The 23,056-nt window shown below is 63.0% G+C and carries 18 protein-coding genes; 3 read left to right on the top strand and 15 right to left on the bottom strand.

Annotated features, from left to right (window positions below; translation table 11 throughout):
* Positions 1–83 precede the first annotated feature (83 nt).
* The 12 genes from fabZ to rpsB all read right to left on the bottom strand — a co-directional run bounded on the left by fabZ (position 84) and on the right by rpsB (position 12,654).
* Positions 84–548: a 3-hydroxyacyl-ACP dehydratase FabZ gene (gene fabZ, locus M0D67_RS01450; protein WP_020065638.1), complete on the bottom strand. Its 465-nt coding sequence runs from the start codon at positions 546–548 to the stop codon at positions 84–86.
* 222 nt (positions 549–770) lie between these two features.
* Positions 771–1,874 (bottom strand): UDP-3-O-(3-hydroxymyristoyl)glucosamine N-acyltransferase, encoded by a 1,104-nt coding sequence (gene lpxD / locus M0D67_RS01455; RefSeq protein WP_154565999.1) that lies wholly within the window; start codon positions 1,872–1,874, stop codon positions 771–773.
* Positions 1,875–1,982: 108 nt separating this feature from the next.
* Positions 1,983–2,519, bottom strand: coding sequence for an OmpH family outer membrane protein (locus tag M0D67_RS01460; RefSeq protein WP_171925998.1), 537 nt, complete (start codon positions 2,517–2,519; stop codon positions 1,983–1,985).
* A gap of 74 nt (positions 2,520–2,593) precedes the next feature.
* Positions 2,594–4,897 (bottom strand): outer membrane protein assembly factor BamA, encoded by a 2,304-nt coding sequence (gene bamA, locus M0D67_RS01465; protein ID WP_154566000.1) that lies wholly within the window; start codon positions 4,895–4,897, stop codon positions 2,594–2,596.
* Between the two features lie 67 nt (positions 4,898–4,964).
* On the bottom strand, positions 4,965–6,350 hold the full coding sequence (rseP, locus tag M0D67_RS01470) for an RIP metalloprotease RseP (RefSeq protein ID WP_154566001.1): 1,386 nt from the start codon (positions 6,348–6,350) through the stop codon (positions 4,965–4,967).
* A 7-nt stretch (positions 6,351–6,357) separates the two neighbouring features.
* On the bottom strand, positions 6,358–7,563 hold the full coding sequence (locus tag M0D67_RS01475; protein WP_266236943.1) for a 1-deoxy-D-xylulose-5-phosphate reductoisomerase: 1,206 nt from the start codon (positions 7,561–7,563) through the stop codon (positions 6,358–6,360).
* Positions 7,564–7,573: 10 nt separating this feature from the next.
* A complete protein-coding gene (locus M0D67_RS01480) occupies positions 7,574–8,395 on the bottom strand; it encodes a phosphatidate cytidylyltransferase (protein WP_154566003.1) in 822 nt (273 codons plus the stop codon).
* Positions 8,389–9,171, bottom strand: coding sequence for a polyprenyl diphosphate synthase (gene uppS / locus M0D67_RS01485; protein WP_154566004.1), 783 nt, complete (start codon positions 9,169–9,171; stop codon positions 8,389–8,391). The genes M0D67_RS01480 and uppS overlap by 7 nt, the downstream gene beginning before the upstream one ends.
* Positions 9,172–9,235: 64 nt before the next feature.
* Positions 9,236–9,796, bottom strand: a complete 561-nt coding sequence (gene frr, locus M0D67_RS01490; protein ID WP_054035184.1) for a ribosome recycling factor — start codon at positions 9,794–9,796, stop codon at positions 9,236–9,238.
* Between the two features lie 100 nt (positions 9,797–9,896).
* On the bottom strand, positions 9,897–10,610 hold the full coding sequence (pyrH, locus tag M0D67_RS01495; protein ID WP_006048674.1) for a UMP kinase: 714 nt from the start codon (positions 10,608–10,610) through the stop codon (positions 9,897–9,899).
* Positions 10,611–10,827: 217 nt separating this feature from the next.
* Positions 10,828–11,709, bottom strand: coding sequence for a translation elongation factor Ts (gene tsf / locus M0D67_RS01500; RefSeq protein WP_097389605.1), 882 nt, complete (start codon positions 11,707–11,709; stop codon positions 10,828–10,830).
* Positions 11,710–11,901: 192 nt separating this feature from the next.
* A complete protein-coding gene (rpsB, locus tag M0D67_RS01505) occupies positions 11,902–12,654 on the bottom strand; it encodes a 30S ribosomal protein S2 (RefSeq protein WP_154566005.1) in 753 nt (250 codons plus the stop codon).
* Positions 12,655–13,055: 401 nt separating this feature from the next.
* Here rpsB and map point away from each other — a divergent pair, with 401 nt between their 5' ends.
* From map to M0D67_RS01520, 3 genes are read left to right on the top strand one after another with little or no spacing between them, the layout of a single operon-like run.
* Entirely contained in the window at positions 13,056–13,865 is an 810-nt protein-coding gene (gene map / locus M0D67_RS01510) for a type I methionyl aminopeptidase (RefSeq protein ID WP_154566006.1), read from the top strand.
* Positions 13,866–13,897: 32 nt separating this feature from the next.
* Positions 13,898–16,477: a [protein-PII] uridylyltransferase gene (locus M0D67_RS01515; RefSeq protein ID WP_171925997.1), complete on the top strand. Its 2,580-nt coding sequence runs from the start codon at positions 13,898–13,900 to the stop codon at positions 16,475–16,477.
* A gap of 6 nt (positions 16,478–16,483) precedes the next feature.
* A complete protein-coding gene (locus M0D67_RS01520) occupies positions 16,484–18,799 on the top strand; it encodes a pseudouridine synthase (RefSeq protein ID WP_266236962.1) in 2,316 nt (771 codons plus the stop codon).
* A gap of 152 nt (positions 18,800–18,951) precedes the next feature.
* On the opposite strand, the gene def is transcribed toward M0D67_RS01520, so the two are convergent.
* The 3 genes from def to M0D67_RS01535 all read right to left on the bottom strand — a co-directional run bounded on the left by def (position 18,952) and on the right by M0D67_RS01535 (position 22,955).
* Positions 18,952–19,485 carry a peptide deformylase gene (def, locus tag M0D67_RS01525; RefSeq protein WP_154567956.1) on the bottom strand — a complete coding sequence of 178 codons (534 nt, stop codon included), beginning with the start codon at positions 19,483–19,485 and terminating at the stop codon, positions 18,952–18,954.
* The gene (ligA, locus tag M0D67_RS01530) at positions 19,482–21,548 is read right to left on the bottom strand and encodes an NAD-dependent DNA ligase LigA (RefSeq protein WP_266236966.1); all 2,067 of its coding nucleotides are present in this window, start codon (positions 21,546–21,548) and stop codon (positions 19,482–19,484) included. Before ligA ends, def begins: the two co-directional genes overlap by 4 nt.
* A 162-nt stretch (positions 21,549–21,710) precedes the next feature.
* Positions 21,711–22,955 carry a cell division protein ZipA C-terminal FtsZ-binding domain-containing protein gene (locus M0D67_RS01535; RefSeq protein ID WP_154567457.1) on the bottom strand — a complete coding sequence of 415 codons (1,245 nt, stop codon included), beginning with the start codon at positions 22,953–22,955 and terminating at the stop codon, positions 21,711–21,713.
* Positions 22,956–23,056: the final 101 nt, after the last annotated feature.

Below are 23,056 nucleotides of genomic sequence, written 5' to 3' on the forward strand. Positions count from 1 at the left end.
GATTCTGTTGCGTTGTCTGGATGGGCGTAGCCGGAGTTCGCAGCGCTCGGGAAAAGCCGCTGACCGTCGTCCGGACACCGGCTTCAAGCGTCTTTGTCCGTGTGCCGCACCGCGCACATCAGATCGGCTTCCGCCGCTACGGCTCCATCCACTTCGGCGCGCGCCTTGAACTTCCAGATGCCGCGCATATGACGCTCGAACGTGCAGTTCAGGATCAGCTGATCGCCCGGTTCCACCACGCGCTTGAAACGCGCGTTGTCGATGCCCACGAACAGATACAGCGTGTTCGACGGATCGCTCGGCTCTTCCGAAAACGTCAGCAGGGCTGCCGTTTGCGCGAGCGCTTCGAGGATCAGCACGCCGGGCATCACCGGACGGGTCGGAAAGTGACCCTGGAAATACGGCTCATTGATCGACACGTTCTTCAACGCTTTGATGCTCTTATGCGGCTCGAGTTCGAGCACCCGGTCGACCAGCAGGATCGGGTAACGATGGGGCAGCAGCGTGAGAATCTTATGAATGTCGAGATTGATTTTTTCGGTGCTCATGGTGTTTCTACTCACGCATTGACTGCGCGATGATGACTGCGGATGCTGGTGCAGGTGGGTTGGTAACGCGTGCTGCCGGCGCTTGTCGAAACCAGGCGGCCATGCCACCCGGTCACGGCAACCGACTTTGCTTCCTGATGCTTGCCCGCTATTTTACGCGGTACCGGCCGGTTGGCCCGCGGATTGTTGTGCGGGTTGACCCGCAGGTCAGCGCGATACTTCTCAGGCTTCGTCGCCCGCGGAATTGCTTGCCGCGCCGGCTGGCTTGCCTGCCGAAGCGGCATTTTCGAGCGCCTTGATACGATCGCGAAGTTTGTCGATGTTACGCAGCAAAGCGGCACTCTTGTTCCAGTCGGCATGGTTCACAGCCGGGAATGCGCTTGTGTACAGGCCAGGCTTCAGCAAGGACTTCGAGACGCCCGACTTCGCCGTGACGATCACATAGTCAGCCAGCGTGACGTGTCCGGCGATCCCAACCGCGCCGCCGATCATGCAATGACGGCCGATCGTGGTGCTGCCTGCAATGCCCGCACAGCCGGCGATCACGGTGTAAGCGCCGACCTTGCAGTTGTGGCCGATCTGCACGAGGTTGTCGATTTTCACGCACTCCTCGATGATCGTGTCGGCCATGGCGCCGCGGTCGATGGTGGTGTTCGCACCGATTTCGACGTCCGCCGCGATCGACACACCGCCGACCTGCGGAATTTTCACCCAACTGCCGGTACGCGCATCGCCTTCACCGACGAAATCCGGCGCGAAGCCAAAACCGTCCGAACCGATCACCGCGCCGGCGTGCACAATCACGCGCTCGCCGAGCTTGCAGCCGTAATACACCGCGACGTTCGGATACAGATGCGAGCCCGCACCGATTCGCGTGCCGCGGCCGATCACCACGTTGGCGTCCAGACGCACGTTTTCGCCGATCACCGCGCCCGCTTCCACCGTGACGTGCGGACCGATCACCGCGCTCGCGGCAATCTGGGCCGACGGGTCGATCGTCGCGCTCGGATGCACACCGGGCACGGCCTTGGGCGCTGCCATGTCGATGAATGTCTGCGCGACGCGCGCGAAGTAAGCGTACGGATTCGGCGTGACGATGAAGTTACGGCCTGTAAGGGAGCTGAGTTTCGAGAGGTCGTCGGCATTGATCAACACCGCGCCCGCACGGGTCGTCTCGACCTGCGACAGGTACTTCGGATTGGCGAGGAACGCCAGTTGGTCCGGGCCTGCCTGGTCGAGCGGCGCCAGACTGCCGACGCGCTGCGAACCTTCTCCGACTACTTCACCGCCGAACTGCTGGACGATGTCCTCAAGCGTAAATGCCATGCCTATCCTCTGTCTCCGATCCCATGCGAGATGATTGCTGCACAATCAGTCCAACTTGTCAGTTCTACGACCCTGCGCTGCAACCCGGCCGGTGCCCGGCGCGCGCGTTCAGTTGCCCGATGCCGCCAGTGCCTTGAGCACCTGATCGGTAATGTCGATGCGCGGGCTCACGTACACCGCTTCCTGAACGATCAGGTCGTAATGCTGTTGCTCAGCGATCTGCTTGATCACCTTGTTGGCCCGGTCGAGCACCGCCGCCAGCTCTTCGTTGCGGCGCTGGTTCAGGTCCTCGCGAAACTCGCGTTGCTTGCGCTGAAAGTCCGTATCCAACTGTGACAGATCGCGCTGCTTCTGCGCGCGATCGGCGGCCGACATCGACGCACCGTTCTTGTCGAGCGAGTCGGACATCGACTTCAGCTTCTGCGCCATATCGGCCAGGTCCTTGTCGCGCTTGGCGAACTCCGCCTCGAGCTTGACCTGTGCAGCCTTCGCGGCAGCCGATTCGCGCAGGATACGGTCCGAATTCACCGCAGCGATCCTGGCTTCCTGGGCGTGCGCGACCCCCGCTACGCCGACACCCAGCGTCATTGCCAGCGCCAGCGCGCAAGCCACACGTTTCGAAAACATACCGGTTCGCAAAGTCATCCTCTCGATACTGTAGTTTGGCCGGGCCCACCGCCGGAAGCCACCCGTAAAGGCCCGGGTCGCCCTCCGCCGGATCAGAATGCCGTCCCGATCTGGAACTGGAACTTCTGATACTGGTCGCCGGTGTGCTTAGTGAGCGGGAAGCCCAAGCTGAGCTTGAGCGGGCCAATCGGCGAGATCCACGCAAGACCGACACCGTAGCCGTAACGCAGGCCGTTCGCGCCGATGCTGTTACCTTCCGTACCCCAGACGTTACCGCCGTCGAGGAACGTGAAGACACGCAGCGTGCGGTCGTAGCCCGTACCCGGCAGCGGGAACGTCAACTCGATGTTACCCACCAGCAGCTTCGAGCCGCCGATCGGGTCGTTCGTCTTCGCATCGCGCGGACCCAGCGAACTCGGCTCGTAGCCCCGCACCGAACCGATACCGCCCGCGTAGTAGTTCTTGAAAATCGGATATGGCTTGCCGCCGAGACCGTTACCGTAACCGCCCTGGAAGTTGAAGCCCAGCACGAACCCGCGCGAGAACGAATAATAGTACTGCGCGTTGATGTCGGCCTTGTAGTACTGCGTGCCGCCGATCGGCGTGCCGTATTCGGCGTTCGCCTGCGTGAAGTAGCCGCGGCTCGGCACCAGTGCGCTGTCACGCGCGTCGCGCGACCAACCCACCGTGATCGGCACGTTATTCGACACACGGCCGAAGGCGGCTACGTAGTCCTTGTAGCTCTGCGGCGTGTTCGCGTCGACGTCCAGCTGGTTTTGCTCGAGGCCGGCGCCGAAATACACCGTATCGACTTCGGAGAACGGAATACCGAACTTCAGGTCACCACCGATCGTGACGATCTTGAAGCTCGAATCCGTCGAGTAGTACAGCGGCTGGTACGTACGGTAGTAGACGTCGGTAATCCGCTTGATGCCGTCGACCGTGAAATACGGGTCGACCTGCGTAACCGTCAAGGTACGGTACGTCTTGGCGGTATTCACGTTCACCGAGAGACTCGTACCCGAACCGAACACGTTGTCCTGCGACACGCCGGCCGAGAGCACCACCTTGTCCGTCGACGAGAAGCCCGCGCCCAACGTGATCGCGCCGGTCGGCTTTTCAGCCACCTTGACGTCCACATCGACCTGGTCCGGCGTGCCTTCCACCGGCACCGTGGTCACGTCCACGTCCGTGAAGTAGCCGAGACGGTTGATCCGGTCTTTCGACAGCGCGAGGCGGTTCGAATCGAACCACGAGCTTTCGAGCTGGCGCATTTCGCGGCGCACCACTTCGTCGCGAGTGCGCGTGTTGCCGACCACGTTGATGCGGCGCACGTACACGCGGCGGCTCGGGTCCACTTGCAGCGTCAGGTCGACCTTGTGGTGTTCCTGATCGATCTGCGGCTGCGCGTTGACAGTAGCGAACGCATAGCCATATTCGCCGAGCTTGTCGACGATCGCCTTGGTGGTGGCTTGCAGCTTTTCAGCCGAGAAACGGTCGCCTGGTTTGATCTTGATGAGCTTGTTCAGCTCCGGCTCGCGGTCGAGCAGGTTACCAGCCAGCTTGATGCTGTTGATCGTGTACGGCTCGCCTTCGTGCAGCGTGACCGTCAGATACATGTCCTTCTTGTCCGGCGAGATCGACACCTGGGTCGAGTCGATGTTGAACTCAAGGTAGCCGCGATTCAGGTAATACGAGCGGACGTTTTCGAGGTCGCCGGTGAGCTTGTCTTTCGCGTACAGGTCGTTCTTCGTGTACCACGAGAACCAGTTCGGCGTGGACAACTGCATTTCGTCGCGCAGCGTACCCGTGCTGAACGCCTTGTTGCCGATGAAGTTGATCTGGCGGATCTTCGCGCTCGGACCTTCAGCCACCGAGAACAGCACCGACACGCGGTTGCGGTCGATCGGCGTGATCGTCGTGGTGACTTCGGCGGCATAGTAGCCACGCGTCAGGTACTGGCGCTTCAGTTCCTGCTCAGCCTTGTCGACAAGTGCCTTGTCGTAGTAACGGCCTTGCGACAAACCGACCGCGCGCAGCGCCTTGGTCAGGTTTTCCTTGTCGAACTCGTGAATGCCGGCGAAGTCGATCGTGCCGATGGCCGGACGTTCCAGCACCTGGACGATGACGACACTGCCTTCCGTCGCGATCTTGACGTCATTGAAGAAGCCCGTGGCGTACAGCGCGCGAATGGCTTCGGAAGCCTTGTCGTCGCTAAAGGTGTCGCCTTGCTTGATGGGCAGGTACGCGAACACGGTACCGGGTTCGACGCGTTGCAATCCCTCGATCCGGATGTCTTGCACCACGAAGGGCGTCGTTGCGTGAGCAACCAGCCCATGCGCGGCAAACGCCGCGGCTATAACCGTCTTTGGAACAAAGCGATGAGGTTTAAACAACGTGCTTCCCCAGTGTGTATAGCTGCATCAGGTCGGGCGGTCGCCATCGTGAACGCCGCCAGACACTTTAAAAATGGATTAAACGAGCCAGATCGTTGAACAGCGCAATCGCCGACAACGCGACGATGCAGGCGAGACCCGCCCTCTGAAAAACGAGTTGCCAGCGATCGGAGACAACTTTGCCGGTTACAGCTTCAACCAAATAATATAACAGATGACCCCCGTCCAATACCGGAATTGGTAACAGGTTCAGTACGCCGAGGCTAATACTGACAAGGGCCAGGAACGACAGGAATGCAGAAGGACCTAGACGTGCGCTCTTTCCTGCGTAATCGGCGATCGTCACGGGGCCGGAAAGATTCTTGAGCGATGCCTCGCCAACAATCATCCGTCCGAACATGCGCACCGAATAAACAGCCAGATCCCACGTACGGCGTGCGCCCAGTTGCAGGCTTTCGACCGGCCCGTAACGCACGTCGATCGACGGCACCTGGGTGGCGAGCTCCGCACCGATACGGCCGATCTGCTGCCCCGTCGCGTCGTCCCGCTGCGACTGCGGGACGATGCGAACGTCTTCCAGCTTGCCCGCGGCTTGCCCACCACGCTCTACCTGCAGCGTCACGGGCGTGCCGGCGTGCGATTTTACATAAGCGATGAAGGCCGTGGCATTGTCGGTAGGGATACCGTTGATCGCGCGCAGACGGTCGCCCACCGCAAGGCCTGCCTTTTGCGCCGCGCTACCCGGCTGCACCCCGGCGACCGTCAGCTTGCCACCACCCGGCTCGAAACCGAGACGCGACATGAAGTCGTCGTCGACGTCTTTCTCGGTGATACCACGCAGATCCAGCTGGAAATCCGAGGTGCCGTGCGCGTCTTTCGCGCTCAGCACGACGCGCTTGTGATCGAATGCCGCGCCCAGCAGTTTCCAGCGCAGGTCGGACCACGAACGCACTCGCTCGGATTCGCCGGCGTTCTCCGCACGAACCGCCACAATCGTTTCGCCACCGTCGAAACCGGCCAGTGCTGCCGGCGTATTCGGCGCAGGCGCCGCCACCACAGCCGCCGGTTCCGTCACGCCCGTGGCGAACACAAGGGCGAACAGCACGATGGCAAGCAGGAAATTCGCGACCGGCCCGGCGACGACAATCGCGAAGCGGCGCCACACTGACTGCCGGTTGAACGCATGCGGCAAGGCTTCAACGGGAATCGGCGCCCCGCCGGTTTCGCGCTCGTCGAGCATCTTCACGTAGCCGCCGAGCGGCAGTGCGGCAATCGTCCATTCGGTGCCCGTCTTCGGGCTCACCCATTGGAACAGCGGCTTGCCGAAGCCGATCGAGAAACGCAGCACCTTGACGCCGCACAAACGCGCCACGCTGTAATGCCCGTACTCGTGGACGACCACGAGTACGCCAATCGCGACCGCGAAGGCAAGCAGTTCGATCAGCAGGTTCATAGGCGTCTCACTGGACGGCGCGTTCCGTGCGACGGGCGCTGACCGGCAGGCGCGCGATGAAGTCGGCAGCGGCGCGGCGCGCGGCCGCATCCGCTTCGATCACGTCTTCCAGCGCGTGCGCGCTGCGGTTCGGCAACGCGTTGAGTACGGCGTCGACTACCTGAGCGATCGTCATGAAACCGATCTGGCGCGACAGGAACGCTTCAACAGCGACTTCGTTCGCGGCATTGAGCGCCGCGCTCGCGAGGCCTCCCTCGGCCAGCGCTTTCACCGCGAGCGCGAGACACGGGAAGCGCGTGTAATCCGGTTTTTCGAACGACAGCGATGCGACCTGCAGCAGATCCAGTTGCGCCACGCCCGAATCGACGCGGTCCGGAAATGCCAGCGCATGCGCGATCGGCGTGCGCATGTCGGGATTGCCCAGTTGTGCGAGCACCGAGCCGTCGGCGTACGACACCATCGAATGGATCACGCTTTGCGGGTGAATCAGCACCTCGATGCGCTCGCCCGGCAGATCGAAGAGCCAGTGCGCCTCGATCACTTCAAGGCCTTTGTTCATCATCGTGGCCGAGTCGACCGAAATCTTGCGGCCCATGACCCAGTTCGGATGCTTGCATGCTTCGTCCGGCGTGACGTCGACCAGCGTGGCCGGTTCGCGCGTGCGGAACGGGCCGCCTGACGCGGTCAGGATGATCTTCGACACGCCGCCATGCTGTGCGGCTTCGCGCGGCAGACACTGGAAAATCGCGTTGTGTTCGCTGTCGACCGGCAGCAGCACGGCGCCGTTGTCACGCACCGCGTCCATGAAGATCGCGCCGGACATCACCAGCGCTTCCTTGTTGGCGAGCAGGATGCGCTTGCCGGCGCGCGCGGCAGCGAGACTCGGCGCGAGGCCTGCCGCGCCGACAATCGCCGCTACAACCGTATCGCAGCCGTCACTCTTCGACACGTCGACGAGCGCTTGCGGCCCATACGTGACTTCGGTCTTGCAGCCGGCTTCGCGCAACTTCGCCGCGACCTGCGCTGCGGTATCGGCATCGCCGACTACCGCGACTTCGGGCTGAAAGCGCAGGCATTGCTCGACGAGCTTGTCGCCGTTGCGATGCGCCGTGAGCGCGTACACCGAAAAGCGCTCGGGATGACGCGCGACGACGTCGAGCGTGCTGTCTCCAATCGAGCCCGTGGAACCGAGCAATGTCAGACGTTTTTGCATATCTCTTTCTCTAGCCGAGCAGCAGCATGGCAAGCGGCAGCACCGGCAACAATGCGTCGATGCGGTCGAGTACGCCACCGTGCCCAGGCAACAGGCCGCTTGAATCTTTCACTCCGGCCTGGCGTTTCATCATGGATTCGAACAGGTCGCCCACCACGCTGAATACCACCAGCAGGGTCAGGGCGAGCAGCGTACGGACGGCGCCCCATTGCGCCAGCAGCGCAGAATACAGGGTCGGCTCGAACGCGTGCAAAAAGACCGCCGCCGCCGCGACGATCATCACCACCAGCCAGCCGCCGATCGCGCCTTCCCAAGTCTTACCCGGGCTGATGGCAGGCGCCAGCTTGTGCTTTCCGAAAGCTTTTCCAGAGAAGTATGCGCCGATATCGGCCAGCCATACCAATAGGAGCAGCGACAGCACGAAGGCCACGCCCTGCATGCGCGCGGCGACGAGAGCATGCCAGCACGCGACGAATACCACAATGCCGGCAAGAAAGAGAAACGCGCGCCAGGCGCCTTGCGCGAGAGTCGGCTTGCGCAGGAGCACATACGGCCCCGCGATCACCCAGAAAATGGCGGCCGCCTGAAAGAGCGGCCGGGGCTCCTCGACGCCGGTGCCGAACCGCGTGCTCGCGACCAGCGCCACCGCAGCAACCAGCGCGTAAATGACCGGGCCCGCGCCGCCGAGCTTCAGCAGACGCGCCCACTCCCACGCGGCGAACACGACGACGAAGGCGATCAGCGCGCCGAACGCGCCCACCGGCGCGAACAGCGTGACCGGCAGGAAGATCGCCAGCAGGATGATCGCCGTGATGACACGGGTTTTTAGCATGGAAGCGAATCGACGTTCTGCGATTGCGGCTCGAGTTGAGCACTGGTGCGGCCGAAGCGGCGCTCACGCTCCGCGTAGGATGCGATGGCGTGGCCGAGCGCGTCGGCGTCGAAATCCGGCCAGAACGTGTCGGTGAAGTAGAACTCGGTGTAAGCGAGTTGCCACAGCAGGAAGTTGCTGACGCGGCGCTCGCCGCCGGTGCGGATAAAAAGGTCCGGCTCCGGCGCATAGGCCATCGACAGGTGTTCGGCGAACGAGTCCTCGTTCACCTCGACCGCCTTGCCCGCCAGCGCCGATTGTTCGGCGAGCTTGCGGGTGGCCTGCATGATGTCCCAGCGGCCGCCGTAGTTGGCGGCAATGGTGAGCGTGAGGCGGGTATTGCGCGCGGTTTTGGTTTCCGCGCGCCGGATCAGGTCGCGGATGCGCGTATCGAATCGGGACAGATCGCCAACCACGCGCAGACGGATGCCGTTCGCGTGCAGCTTGCCGATCTCGCGCTCCAGCGCGGTGACGAACAGGCGCATCAGGAACGACACTTCGTCGTTCGGGCGGCGCCAGTTTTCCGAGCTGAAGGCAAACAGCGTCAGATATTCGACGCCCTGCCGGGCGCAGGCCTCGACGGCCGCACGCACTGCGTCGACGCCGCGCGTATGGCCGGCCACGCGCGGCAGACGGCGCTGGGTCGCCCAACGGCCGTTGCCGTCCATGATGATCGCGATATGTCGCGGCACCGCGGCGACATCAGGCACGCGCACGGTTGAGCTGGTATAGGTCATGGCCGTCGGGACAGTGACTGCAAAAAAAGAAGTGGAGATCTTAAAGGTGCTGAGCCAACCGGCCTCAGACCGTCATGATCTCGGCTTCTTTGGTCACTACAAGCTTGTCGATTTCCGTGACGAACTTGTCCGTCAGTTTCTGAACGTCGTCACCTGCACGGCGCTCGTCATCTTCAGAAATTTCTTTGTCTTTCACGAGCTTCTTCAGTTGCTCGTTTGCATCACGGCGCAGGTTACGAACAGCGACCTTGGCCGTTTCCGCCTCGCTCTTGACCACTTTGGTCAGTTCGCGGCGGCGTTCTTCGGTCAGCGCGGGCATCGGCACGCGGATCACGTCGCCTTGCGTAGCCGGGTTCAGACCGAGGTCCGACTCGCGAATCGCCTTTTCGACGACCTGGACCATCTTCTTTTCCCACGGCTGCACGCCGATCGTGCGTGCGTCGATCAGCGTCAGATTCGCGACCTGCGAAATCGGCACCGGCGAACCGTAGTAATCGCACTGGATGTGATCGAGCAGGCCCGTGTGTGCACGGCCCGTGCGGATCTTCGACAGGTCGTTCTTGAACGCGTCGATGGAACGCTGCATCTTTTGTTCAGCGCCCTTCCTGATATCAGCCACAGACATTTTTAAACCTCCGAACCTTCAAAACGGTGCGAGCCGGCCAGCGCGCGCACTATGCGGCGGCCTGGGCCCGCGTTAAAGCCCACGTTATGTGAACGAGAGTTTACACGTGGACGAGGGTGCCCTCGTCCTCGCCTAGTACGATGCGCTTGAGCGCACCCGGCTTGACGATCGAAAACACCCGGATCGGCAGCTTCTGATCGCGGCACAGCGCGAATGCCGTGGCGTCCATCACCTGCAGATTGCGGCCGATGGCTTCGTCGAAGCTGATCGTGGTGTAACGAGTCGCGCTCGGGTCTTTCTTGGGGTCGGCTGAATAAACGCCGTCCACCTTGGTGGCTTTCAGCACGACTTCCGCGCCGATTTCCGAACCTCGCAGTGCGGCGGCCGTGTCGGTCGTGAAGAACGGGTTGCCGGTGCCGGCCGCGAAAATGACGACTTTGCCTTCTTCGAGCTGGCGAATCGCACGCGGGCGGATGTAAGGCTCGACCACCTGGTCCATACGCAGCGCGGATTGCACGCGCGCTTCGATACCGGCGTGGCGCATTGCGTCCTGCAGCGCCAGCGCGTTCATCATGGTGGCCAGCATACCCATGTAGTCAGCCGTGGCGCGATCCATACCGGCCGCGCCGCCCGCGACGCCGCGGAAAATATTACCGCCGCCGATCACCACGGCCAGCTGCGTTCCGAGACGGACCACTTCGGCCACGTCCGCTACCATTCGTTCGATGGTCGCGCGATTGATGCCGAAGGCATCGTCGCCCATCAGAGCTTCACCGGAGAGTTTGAGCAGGACGCGTTTATAGGCAGTGGGCATAGAGGTATCCAGATCGCGCAGAACAGGGCAACAACAAGGGACTAATGTAGGGGTGAAATGCTGATTCGGGCAAGCGTCGCCAAATTGACGAACCCTGGGGTCCGCCAGCGGCGTGCGCCACGAGGGTCACCCGCGTGCAGCCTTGCGGCGCTGCCGACCGCGGCAGAGTCTTGCTCCGCCGCGGGTCCAACGGTACTAACTGAAGCTTAAGCGATACTTATTGTTGCTTTGCAGCAGCGACTTGAGCGGCCACTTCGGCTGCGAAGTCGTCCTGCTTCTTCTCGATGCCTTCGCCGACCACGAACAGCGCGAACTTCTGCACGCTCGCGTTGCCAGCCTTCAGCATCTGTTCGATCGTCTGCTTGTCGTTCTTAACGAACGTCTGGTTCAGCAGCGACACTTCCTTCAGGTACTTCTGCACGCTGCCGTCGACCATCTTGGCGACGATTTCAGCCGGCTTGCCCGATTCAGCAGCCTTCTGCTCAGCAATGCTACGTTCCTTCGCGATCAGATCGGCCGGGACGTCGTCCGACGACAGCGAGACCGGCTTCATGGCGGCGATGTGCATTGCCACGTCCTTGCCGACCTGCTCGTCCGCGCCGGTGTACTCGACCAGCACGCCGATACGCGTGCCGTGCAGGTATGCTGCCAGCTTGTTCGAGGTTTCGAAACGCACGAAACGGCGGATCGACAGGTTTTCACCGATCTTGCCAACCAGTGCGAGGCGCACTGCGTCGACCGTCGAGCCGTCCAACGGCAGTGCCGACAGGGCAGCGACGTCAGCCGGGTTTTGCGTAGCGACCAGTTCAGCGACCGTCTTCGAGAATGCCAGGAAGTCGTCGTTCTTCGAAACGAAGTCGGTTTCGCAGTTCAGTTCGACCAGCGAACCAGCGTTGCCGCCGATGAACGATGCGACCACGCCTTCAGCCGTCACGCGCGACGCTGCCTTGCTGGCCTTGTTGCCCAGCTTCACGCGCAGCAGCTCTTCAGCGCGCGCCATGTCGCCTTCGGCTTCCGTCAGCGCCTTCTTGCATTCCATCATCGGCGCGTCGGTCTTTGCGCGCAGTTCTGCAACCATGCTTGCGGTAATTGCCGCCATCATTTGCTCCTTGAGTTCCGTCTGTCACACGCCGCCCGGACTTCGATACCGGCGGCAAGAATTCGTTTCAACGTCGCACGTATTTTTTACGGGCTATGTTTCAGCACTACTCACAGCACACCACTACTTTGTCGCGGCTTAAAAAAAGGGGGCCTGTAGAAAGCCCCCTTTTTTGCCGGACACGGGGCAGCTTTACGCTTCCGGGTTGACCTCGACGAACTCGTCGCCATCACCACCGCGAGCAGCTTGCACCACTTCGTTAACCGCGTTAGCACGGCCTTCGACGATTGCGTCAGCCACGCCAGCCGTGTACAGAGCGACAGCCTTCGAAGCGTCGTCGTTACCCGGGATCACGTAGTCGATGCCTTCCGGCGAGTGGTTCGTATCGACCACGGCGATGACCGGAATACCGAGCTTGTTCGCTTCGGTCACGGCAATCTTGTGGTAGCCGACGTCGACCACGAAGATCGCGTCCGGAATGCCGCCCATGTCTTTCACGCCGCCGATCGACTTTTGCAGCTTGGCCATTTCGCGTTCGAACAGGAGCGCTTCCTTCTTGCTCATGCGTTCGGTTTCGCCAGCTTCCAGCGATGCTTCCATGTCCTTCAGGCGCTTGATCGAGACCTTCAGCGTCTTGAAGTTGGTCAGCATGCCGCCGAGCCAGCGTGCGTTGACGTAAGGCATGCCAGCGCGCTGTGCTTCTTCAGCGATCGTGTCGCGCGATTGACGCTTCGTGCCGACGAACAGGATCGTGCCGCGATTCGCTGCCAGTTGACGCGCGTACTTCAGCGCGTCGTTGTACATCGGCAGCGTCTTTTCGAGGTTGATGATGTGAATCTTGTTGCGATGGCCGAAAATGAAGGGGGCCATCTTCGGGTTCCAGAAGCGCGTTTGGTGACCGAAGTGGACACCGGCTTCCAGCATTTGACGCATGGTAACTGCCATGAAAATCTCCGCGAGGGTTGGGTCTTAAGCCGGCTGCCGTATCTGCCGCGCTGCCTTTTTTGGCTGAACGCGACGGACACCCTGGGTGCGCCGGCTTGCGAGTCTGCTGCCTTGGCACTGCCTGACCTGTAGCGCAGGCAACTATCGCTACGAGGCGCCTTTCCTGCCAGTTTGCGCTTATCAGAGTGACTAATAGAGCAACAAAATAAGACAGAGATCGACTTAGCCAAAGATTATAGCACGTGACTATCGGCCGACTCAACCTGCGCGGTAGCTCCCGTTTGCCGCAGGCGGGTTGCACCTGCGCTCCCACCACCTTATTGCAAAACCGTGGCAAAACCCTGCGGCAGCGGGAATATGGTGCGATAATCTTGCAATAAATCGCATTTCAGGCCCGACTCATGGCTATTACGCTCAAAAACGAACACGATATCGCGCAGATGCGCGTCGCCTGCAAGCTCGCTAGCGAAGTGCTCGACTACATCACGCCGTTCGTCACGGCCGGCATCACGACCGGCGAACTCGACCGGCTGTGTCACGAATACATGCTCCAGGTGCAAGGCACGGTTCCGGCGCCGCTGAATTATCAGCCGCCCGGCTATCCGCCTTACCCGAAAGCCACCTGCATTTCCGTGAACGACGTGATCTGTCACGGTATTCCGGGCGACAAGACGCTGAAAAACGGCGACGCACTGAATATCGACGTCACGGTGATCAAGGAAGGCTATTTCGGCGACACCAGCCGGATGTTCATCGTCGGCGAAGGCTCGATCATGGCCAAGCGCCTCGTGCAGACCACCTTCGAATGCATGTGGCTCGGCATCGATCAGGTGCGCCCGGGCGCCCATCTCGGCGACATCGGCTACGCCATCCAGAAGCATGCTGAAGGGCAAGGCTACAGCGTGGTGCGCGAATATTGCGGCCACGGCATCGGCACGGTGTTTCACGAGGACCCGCAGATTTTGCACTACGGCCGTCCCGGCACCGGGCTCGAGCTGCAGACCGGCATGATCTTTACGATCGAACCGATGATCAACGCCGGTCGGCGCGACATCCGCACCATGCCGGATCAGTGGACCGTCAAAACCAAGGACCGCAGCCTGTCGGCACAGTGGGAACACACCGTGCTCGTCACCGAAACCGGTTACGACGTGCTGACTATCTCGGCCGGCACGCCCGCGCGTCCGCCGGTTGTCGCGGCCACGGCCTGAACGACTTCCGCCCCCAACCCGCCCGCCTGCCAATGAGTAGTGTTCCAGCCGTCGCCCAATCCCATGCCACGTCGCTCAAGGCGGACTACAAAGTGGCCAAAGCCCAGTTGCTGGAACGCTTCAAGACCGCCTCCAACGTCGACTCGCTGATGGCCGCGCTGGCGCGCGCCACGGACGAGTCGCTGCGCGCCGCCTGGAATACCTGTGAGCTGCCGCCCGAGCTGGCGCTGCTCGCGGTCGGCGGCTACGGGCGGGGCGAACTCGCGCCGCACTCCGACATCGACATTCTGGTCCTGCTGCCCGACGCGCCGATCGCGCATCTCGAAGCGCGCATCGAACGTTTTATCAGCCTCGCGTGGGATTTGGGGCTCGAACTCGGCAGCAGCGTGCGCAGCGTGGTGCAGTGTGTCGAAGAAGCCGCCAACGACGTCACCGTGCGCACCTCGCTGCTCGAAGCGCGACGCATTACGGGCAGCACCCTGCTCTTCGACGACTTTGCGAAGCGCTACCGCGAAACGCTCGACCCGCGCGCGTTCTTCCAGGCCAAAGTACTGGAAATGCGCCAGCGGCACGCCAAGTTTCAGGACACGCCGTATGCGCTCGAGCCGAACATCAAGGAAAGCCCGGGCGGCCTGCGCGATCTGCAACTGATTCTGTGGATTACCCAGGCGGCCGGCTTCGGCAGCAGTTGGCGCGAGCTCGAAGCACGCGGCCTGATCACCGAGCGCGAAGCGCGCGAACTGCGCCGCAACGAAGGCTTCCTGAAAACGCTGCGTGCCCGCTTGCATGTGATCGCCGGCCGCCGCCAGGACATTCTGGTGTTCGACCTGCAAACGCCGGTGGCCGAAAGCTTCGGCTATAAACCGACGGCCACGAAGCGCGCCAGCGAACAACTGATGCGCCGCTATTACTGGTCCGCCAAAGCCGTTACGCAGCTCGCCACCATCCTGATCCAGAACATCGAAGCGCAGCTCTTCCCGAACACAAGCGGCATCACGCGCGTGCTGTCGGACCGTTTCGTCGAGAAGCAGGGCATGCTGGAGATCGCCAGCGATGACGTCTTCCAGCGCGAGCCGAACGCGATCCTCGAAGCCTTCCTGCTCTACGAACAGACGCCGGGCGTGAAGGGTTTGTCGGCGCGTACCCTACGCGCGATCTACAACGCCCGCGACGTGATGGACCAGCATTGGCGGCGAGATCCGGAAAACGGGCGCCTGTTCATGGACATCCTGAAGCAGCCGGCCGGCATCACGCACGCGCTGCGGCTGATGAACCAGACCAGCGTGCTCGGGCGCTATCTGCTGAACTTCCGGCGCATCGTCGGGCAGATGCAGCACGACCTGTATCACGTCTATACGGTCGATCAGCACATCCTCATGGTGCTGCGCAATCTGCGCCGCTTCGCGGTCGCCGAGCACGCGCACGAATATCCGTTCTGCAGCCAGTTGATCGCCAATTTCGACCGGCCGTGGGTGCTGTACGTGGCGGCGCTGTTTCACGACATCGCCAAGGGCCGCGGCGGCGACCATTCCACGCTCGGCATGGCCGACGCGCGGCGCTTCTGCCGCAACCATGGCATCGAAGGCGAGGATGGCGAATTGGTCGTCTGGCTGGTTCAGCAGCATCTGACCATGAGCCAGGTCGCGCAGAAGCAGGATACGAGCGACCCCGAAGTCATCAAGCGCTTTGCCGAACTGGTCGGCAACGAGCGCCGGCTCACCGCGCTTTACCTGTTGACCGTGGCCGACATTCGCGGCACCAGCCCGAAAGTCTGGAACACGTGGAAAGGCAAGCTGCTCGAGGACCTCTACCGCGCAACGTTGGCGGTGCTCGGCGGCGCACGGCCTGACGCGCATTCGGAACTGAAATCGCGCCAGGAAGAGGCGCTTGCGCTGCTGCGCCTCGAAACCGTGCCGGAAGGCTCGCAAAAGGCGCTATGGGACAAGCTGGATATCGGCTATTTCCTGCGCCACGACGCCGCGGATATCGCGTGGCAGACCCGTGTGCTGTACCGGCACGTCGAAACCGCGACGCCGATCGTGCGGGCGCGTCCTTCGCCGATCGGCGAGGCGCTTCAGGTGCTGGTGTATGTGAAAGACCAGCCCGATCTGTTCGCCGGCATTTGTGCGTATTTCGACCGCAATGGCTTGTCGGTGCTCGATGCGCGGGTCAGCACGACCCGCCACGGGTACGCGCTCGATAATTTCCTCGTCGCGCATACCGAAGAAGACGTGCATTATCGCGATATTGCCAATCTGGTCGAACAGGAACTGACCGCACGCCTGACCGGTGACGGCACCCTGCTTCCGGGACCGTCGAAAGGCCGTTTGTCACGGCTGTCGCGGACCTTCCCTGTTACGCCGCGCGTCGATCTTCGGGCCGACGAGCGCGGCCAATATTACATCCTGTCCGTGTCTGCGAACGACCGGCCAGGCCTTCTTTATTCAATCGCGCGCGTGCTGGCCGAGCACCGGGTCGGCGTTGCGTCGGCGCGGATCAATACGCTCGGCGAACGTGTCGAAGACGTGTTCCTGCTGGATGGACACGGTCTGTCGGACAACCGCCTGCAAATTCAGGTCGAGACCGAACTGCTGCGCGCGATTGCAGTGTGAGATTTCATGCGAGTCAAATTAACAGCCAAGCACCCGCGGCCGGCTTCGTCCGAACGCGCCCCTGTCCGTACCGGAAGCAATTCGGCGCGTAAGCCGACGCGCCCGACCGGGCCGAGGCCGTCTACGCCGACGGCCGGGTTTAACGGGGCGCGGGGTGAAGGCGCTGGCGCAGCGGGTGGTGGCAAGCGGCCGGCGGGTGCGGGCAAGCCGGCAGGCGCCGGGGCGCGTGCGCCACGGGCTGAAGGATCGTTTTCCCGCGAGCGGGATGCTGGCGCTGCGCGCCGGGCGCCGTCGGATCGGCCGCCGCGGCGTGAAGGGGCCGGTGGTGCGCCACGTCGCTTCGAAGGCAGCAGTGATCGCGCTCCGCATCGGGACGATGGTGAACGTGCGCCACGTCGGTTTGAAGGTGGTGGCGATCGTAGCGAACGTGCTCCGCGCCGCGCTGACGGCGAACGTAGTCAAGGCGCTCCACGCCGATTTGAAGGCGGCGGCGATCGTGCGCCGCGTCGGGACGAGGGCGTTCGTGCGCCCCGTAAGTTTGAAGGTGGTGCTGATCGTAGCGAACGCGCGCCGCGCCGTGCTGACGGCGAACGTAGCCAAGGCGCTCCGCGCCGGTTTGAAGGCGGCGGCGATCGTGCGCCGCGTCGGGACGAGGGCGCTCGTGCACCCCGTAAGTTTGAAGGTGGCGCTGATCGCAGCGAACGCGCTCCGCGCCGTGCTGACGGCGAACGTAGCCAAAGCGCTCCGCGTCGATTTGAGGGCAACGACCGTCCGCCGCGTCGGGACGATAGTGAGCGTGCACCTCGCAAGTTTGAAGGCGGTGGTGATCGCAGTGAACGTGCTCCGCGTCGCGCTGACGGTGAACGCAGCCAAGGCGCCCCGCGCCGGTTTGAAGGTACTGGCGATCGCGGCGAACGCGCACCCCGCCGCTTCGAAGGCAGCACAGATCGCAGCGAACGCGCACCGCGCAGTTTCGAAGGCAACCGCGCCCCGCGCCGCGACGAAGGCGAACGCCGCTCGTTCAGCGGTCCGCGTCCGGGTGCAGGCCGTCCGTCGGAAGGTGGACCGCGTGGCGAGCGTCCGGCACGCGACGCCTTGGATCGGCCCCGCTTCGGCAGCGACCGTGGCGCCCCTCAGGAGCGCCGTACTGGCGAGCGCGGTCCGCGCAGCGACAGTGCAGCACCGCGCCGTTTTGAAGGCGAACGTGGCGCCTCCGAGCGTGGCGAGCGCACTTTCGCGAAGCCCGTCAAAGGCGGCTACGGTGACCGCACGGACCGTCCGGCGCGCGCACCGCGCGACGACCGCGGCGAACGCGCCCCAGCCAAACGTGAATTCGGCGATCGTCCGCCGCGTGCAGGCGAACGTAACGAACGTAGTGACCGGGGCGAACGCCCTGCCCGCAGCTTCGACAAGGCGCTGCCGGCTGCCGGCCGCCGCTTTGGCGACGACAACCGCCCCGCCCGTGCCGACAAACCGCGTGGCCCGGCGCCCGCAGCCCGAGCCGAACGCGACGATGACGCCGATGCCGCTCCGCGCACACCGCGCCGCGATTACGAAGACGCGCCGGGCACCCTGCGCCTGTCCAAGCTGATGTCGGAACTCGGCCTGTGCTCACGCCGCGAAGCCGACGAGTGGATTGAAAAAGGCTGGGTGCTGGTCGACGGCGAGCGGATCGACACGCTCGGCACCAAGGTTCGTCCGGACCAGCGCATCGAGATCGACCCCGCCGCCGAAGCTGCGCAAGCGAGCCAGGTGACCGTCCTGATCCACAAGCCCGTGGGCCTCGTATCGGGCCAGGCGGAAGACGGCTATCAACCGGCGATCACGCTGGTTACGCCGGAAAATCGCTGGGAAGGTGACAGTTCGGACATTCGCTTCTCGGTCTCGCATCTGCGCCAACTCGCGCCCGCCGGGCGCCTCGACATCGATTCGACGGGCTTGCTGGTGCTGACGCAGGACGGCCGCATTGCCAAGCAGCTGATTGGCGGCCATTCGGAGATCGACAAGGAGTATCTGGTGCGCGTGGCGTTCGGCGAGCACACCACCGACGTCGAAAGCCACTTCCCGCCGGAAAGCCTTGCGCTCTTGTGCCACGGCCTCTCGCTGGACGATGTGCCGCTGAAACCCGCACAGGTCAATTGGCAAAACGGCGAGCAACTTCGCTTCGTACTGCGCGAAGGCAAGAAACGCCAGATCCGCCGGATGTGTGAACTGGTCGGCCTCGAAGTGATCGGCCTGAAGCGTGTACGGATGGGTCAAGTGATGCTGGGCGCACTGCCGCCGGGTCAATGGCGCTATCTGTCGGCGGACGAGTCGTTCTGATGCCGGGAGCTTGACGCTTAAATAGCTAGAGACTCAGGGTGCCCGCGCACCGTGACGCTCGCCCAACAAAAAGCCCACGTAAAAACGTGGGCTTTTTTTATGCCGGCGGCGCAGGCGTCAATTCGTCCGCCGCAGGCCAGAATACAGCGACGTCAGTCGTCGCTATTCGGGTCCATATCCGGAAACAGGACTTCCGTAAAGCCGAACTTCGCGAAATCGTTGATCCGCATCGGGTACAGCTTGCCGATCAGATGATCGCACTCATGCTGCACGACACGCGCGTGAAAGCCCTCGGCGACGCGGTCGATCGGCTTGCCGTATTGGTCGAAGCCGTGATACTTGATCATCGAAAACCGGCTCACCGCGCCGCGCAGGCCCGGCACCGACAGGCAGCCTTCCCAGCCCTCTTCCATATCCAGCGACACCGGCGTGATGGTCGGGTTGATCAGCACCGTCTCCGGCACCGACGGCGCATCCGGATAGCGTTCGTTGTGCCCGAAGCCGAAAATCACCACCTGCAGATTGACGCCGACCTGCGGCGCGGCGAGCCCCGCGCCATTCGCATCGTGCATGGTCTCGAACATGTCCTTGATGAGCTCATGCAGTTCGGGGGTGTCGAAGTGATCGACCGGATCGGCAATTTGCAAAAGGCGCGGATCGCCCATCTTGAGAATTTCGCGGATCATAACTGCCCCTCCAGGAGCTTGCGCATACCATCTTCGTCGAGTACGGGGACGCCGAGTTCCTCGGCCTTCGCCAACTTGCTGCCTGCTTCGGCTCCGGCCACCACGAAGTCCGTTTTCTTTGACACCGATCCGGCCACTTTCGCGCCGGCCGCTTCGAGCATTTCTTTCGCCTCTTCGCGGGCGAGCGTCGGCAAGGTGCCGGTCAGGACGACCGTCTTGCCGGCCAGCACGCCTTGCGGCGCCTTCGGCGCGGGCGGTCCTTCCGGCCAGGTGACCTTGCCCGGTGCGCGTAGTTGCTCGATCACCGTGCGGTTGTGCTCTTCGGCGAAAAACTGATGAATCGACTCGGCCACCACAGGACCCACGTCGTTCACCTCCAGCAATTCTTCGACCGAGGCATCCATGATCGGATTCAGCGAGCCGAAATGCTTGGCAAGATCTTTCGCCGTCGATTCGCCCACATGCCGGATACCGAGCGCGTAAATAAAGCGCGCCAGCGTGGTGTGCTTGGCCTTTTCGAGCGAATCGAGCAGATTCTGCGCGGACTTTTCAGCGAAGCGGTCGAGTTCAGCCAGTGTTGCAAAGCCGACGTTGAACAGATCGGCCGGCGTGCGTACCAAGTTCTGCTCGACGAGCTGATCGATGATCTTTTCGCCGAGCCCATCGATATCCAGCGCTCGCCGCTGCGCGAAGTGCCACAGCGCCTGCTTGCGCTGCGCCGGGCAGAACAGGCCACCCGTGCAGCGCGCAATCGCCTCGTCCGGCAGCCGTTCGATGCTCGAGCCGCACACCGGGCACTGCGTGGGCATGACGAACTCGCGGGCGTCGTCCGGACGGCGGTCGAGCAGCGCACTCACCACTTCGGGAATCACGTCGCCGGCGCGCCGCACGATCACCGTGTCGCCGATGCGGATATCCTTGCGGCGCACTTCGTCTTCGTTGTGTAACGTTGCGTTCGTGACCGTCGCACCGCCGACGAACACCGGCTCCAGCCGCGCAACCGGCGTGATCGCGCCGGTGCGGCCGACCTGCACGTCGATCGCGACGAGTCTGGTCAGCGCTTCCTGCGCGGGAAATTTGTGCGCCAGGGCGAAACGCGGCGCGCGCGAGACAAAGCCGAGCGCGTCCTGCTCATCGCGCCGGTTGACCTTGTAGACGACGCCATCGATATCGTAAGGCAGCGTATCGCGCTTTTCGCCTACCGTGTGAAAGAACCCCAGCAAGCCTTCGGCGCCCTGCACCACCGCGCGCTCGCCATTCACCGGCAAGCCGAGTTCCTTGTACCAGTCGAGCAATTCGCTATGGGTGGCCGGCATTTCGATGCCTTCGACCACGCCGATTCCATAAGCGAAGAACGACAGCGGCCGCTGCGCAGTGATCTTCGAATCGAGTTGCCGCAAACTGCCCGCCGCAGCGTTACGGGGATTAGCGAATTCCTTCTGCTCAGCAGCACGCTGGCGCTCGTTCAGGCGTTCAAAATCGCGCTTGAACATGAGCACTTCGCCACGCACGTCGAGCACATGCGGCACGCGTTTGCCCTTGAGCTTGAGCGGAATGGAACGGATCGTGCGCACGTTTTCGGTGACGTTCTCGCCAGTGGCGCCGTCGCCGCGCGTGGACGCCTGGACGAACGTGCCGTCGACGTAGCGCAGCGAGATGGCGAGGCCATCGAACTTCAGTTCAGCGGCGTAATCCACCGGCACCGGCGGTTCGCTCGCGTTCTTGCCAAGCGCGTCGCCGACGCGCTTGTCGAACGCAACAATGTCTTCGTCGGCGAAGCCATTGTTCAGCGAAAGCATGGGCTGATCGTGCACGACCGGCTCGAAGCCGCTCGACGCCTCGCCGCCCACACGCTGCGTGGGCGAATCCGGCACTACCAGGTCCGGGTGCTCCGTCTCGATTCGCTCCAGTTCCTTGAAGAGCTTGTCGTACTCCGCGTCCGGCAAGTCCGGCTGATCGAGTACGTAGTACGCGTAATTGGCGCGTTCGAGTTCCGCGCGCAGCCACGCGGCCCGCTCTGCCGGAGCGCTGGTTGCAGGGTTTGAGACGGAGGTTCGGGCCATGCTGTCGGAAGGTTCTTCAGTGAAATTCAGACATTGGATTATCGCAGGAAGCGTGCCCCTTTACATCGGCCGAATGGCCAGTTTCGTGCGTTCGTTATTCCGCCCCAAACGCCAACGGCCGCACAGTGTGCGGCCGTCGAATACTGCGCAATTGCGAAGCCGTTACTGGCTGAACAGACGCCGCGTGGCCGGCGAACCAGCCGGAATACCCGCCTGCTCGAGCTTCGCGTAAAGCGTCATCAACTGCTTTTCGATCGCCAGCAGCGCGGTTTCCGGCAGCGGACGGCGCCCGTCGTCGACCACCCGGCCGCCAATACGCTCAGCCAACGATTTCGCGTAGTCGCACATCAGGCGGAACGGCAGGATGTCTTCGTCCGCGACCGGCACATCCAGCACCAGCGTGATCATCTGGCCGCCCTTGTAGGTCAGGTCGTCGCGCAGGAAATTGGTGTCGCCGAATTGCAGCATGAAGACCGGGCTCTGCTTCGCGTCGAGCTTGACGAAGCGCGTACCGTCGCGCGAGAGCAGCAAGCCGTCCTGCGACGCGACGGCCTGGACATAATTGGCCGACCACGGCGCCCCGTCGGAAAGCACGTTGATCGACAGTTGCGCATCGCACTGCGCGGCGAAGCCGTCGAGCTCGCGCGCCATCGCGACCGTTTCGAGCATGTCGGGAAATTCCGGCGACGCGTCGAGCGCGTCGGCAAACTGCTGCACGCCGGTCACGAACTCGGAGAACTCCAGTTCGTTGAGCGCGCCACTCCGATTGGCCAGTTGCGCGGCCGCGCGGAGCTCTTCATAGCGCGCGCCGTTTTGCAGCAATTCCCACGCGCCGCCTTCGAGCTTGCCTTCGATATGCACCGGCTTGCTGCCGGCACGGCGCAGGCGCTGCGCGAGCGGAATCACCTTGTCGCCGGCCACGGGGCCATTCAAACGGATCGGCACGATGCAGTCGATGCGGCGATCGACGATAGCCGGCGGCGCCGAAGAAATCGTTGTGGCAGCGGGCAGGATCGGCTCATCGGCCGTCGCGGCATGGCCGGCCTCGGCTTCAGCAATGCCTTCCGCTTCCGGATAGCCGTTCGGCGTAGTCGTCTCGGCCTGAATATCGGCCGGCGTATCGGCCGGCGCGGCTGTCGCGCCGAAAGTCGGTTCGACACGTGCCGCCGAGGTTTCCGCCGCCTGCTCCGAACCCACTACGGGCTCGCGCCGCGTGGTCGGCCGGGCCGGTTCGATGAACGGGCTCTGCTCCTCCTGATCGTCCCGCGCGTAACTTTCGGTGGTATCGGCCGGCATTGGACGCGGCATCTTGCGGCGCACCTTCGCGCCTTGCCATGCGTTGTACACGACCACGCCCCCGACCACCACGGCACCCGCGCCGATCAAACCGAGTGTCAACTCGTCCATGCATGCTCCATCAGCAATTCTTCTGTCTGCGCGGCTTTGCGCCCGCCCCACGTGTCGCGCGGCCGATGGCCGCTGCGCTGAATGCGGGCGCCCGCGATGAT

The sequence above is a fragment of the Paraburkholderia sp. SECH4 genome (genome assembly GCF_030511745.1).
Classification (GTDB): domain Bacteria; phylum Pseudomonadota; class Gammaproteobacteria; order Burkholderiales; family Burkholderiaceae; genus Paraburkholderia; species Paraburkholderia madseniana.

Coding starts and splice junctions, on each gene's coding strand:
- tsf (WP_097389605.1), bottom strand. CDS start 11,709: ATGGCGGCAATTACCGCAAGCATGGTTGCAGAACTGCGCGCAAAGACC.
- frr (WP_054035184.1), bottom strand. CDS start 9,796: ATGTCTGTGGCTGATATCAGGAAGGGCGCTGAACAAAAGATGCAGCGT.
- M0D67_RS01515 (WP_171925997.1), top strand. CDS start 13,898: ATGAGTAGTGTTCCAGCCGTCGCCCAATCCCATGCCACGTCGCTCAAG.
- M0D67_RS01475 (WP_266236943.1), bottom strand. CDS start 7,563: ATGCAAAAACGTCTGACATTGCTCGGTTCCACGGGCTCGATTGGAGAC.
- def (WP_154567956.1), bottom strand. CDS start 19,485: ATGATCCGCGAAATTCTCAAGATGGGCGATCCGCGCCTTTTGCAAATT.
- M0D67_RS01460 (WP_171925998.1), bottom strand. CDS start 2,519: ATGACTTTGCGAACCGGTATGTTTTCGAAACGTGTGGCTTGCGCGCTG.
- fabZ (WP_020065638.1), bottom strand. CDS start 548: ATGAGCACCGAAAAAATCAATCTCGACATTCATAAGATTCTCACGCTG.
- uppS (WP_154566004.1), bottom strand. CDS start 9,171: ATGACCTATACCAGCTCAACCGTGCGCGTGCCTGATGTCGCCGCGGTG.
- map (WP_154566006.1), top strand. CDS start 13,056: ATGGCTATTACGCTCAAAAACGAACACGATATCGCGCAGATGCGCGTC.
- M0D67_RS01480 (WP_154566003.1), bottom strand. CDS start 8,395: ATGCTAAAAACCCGTGTCATCACGGCGATCATCCTGCTGGCGATCTTC.
- M0D67_RS01520 (WP_266236962.1), top strand. CDS start 16,484: ATGCGAGTCAAATTAACAGCCAAGCACCCGCGGCCGGCTTCGTCCGAA.
- ligA (WP_266236966.1), bottom strand. CDS start 21,548: ATGGCCCGAACCTCCGTCTCAAACCCTGCAACCAGCGCTCCGGCAGAG.
- M0D67_RS01535 (WP_154567457.1), bottom strand. CDS start 22,955: ATGGACGAGTTGACACTCGGTTTGATCGGCGCGGGTGCCGTGGTGGTC.
- pyrH (WP_006048674.1), bottom strand. CDS start 10,610: ATGCCCACTGCCTATAAACGCGTCCTGCTCAAACTCTCCGGTGAAGCT.
- lpxD (WP_154565999.1), bottom strand. CDS start 1,874: ATGGCATTTACGCTTGAGGACATCGTCCAGCAGTTCGGCGGTGAAGTA.
- rseP (WP_154566001.1), bottom strand. CDS start 6,350: ATGAACCTGCTGATCGAACTGCTTGCCTTCGCGGTCGCGATTGGCGTA.
- rpsB (WP_154566005.1), bottom strand. CDS start 12,654: ATGGCAGTTACCATGCGTCAAATGCTGGAAGCCGGTGTCCACTTCGGT.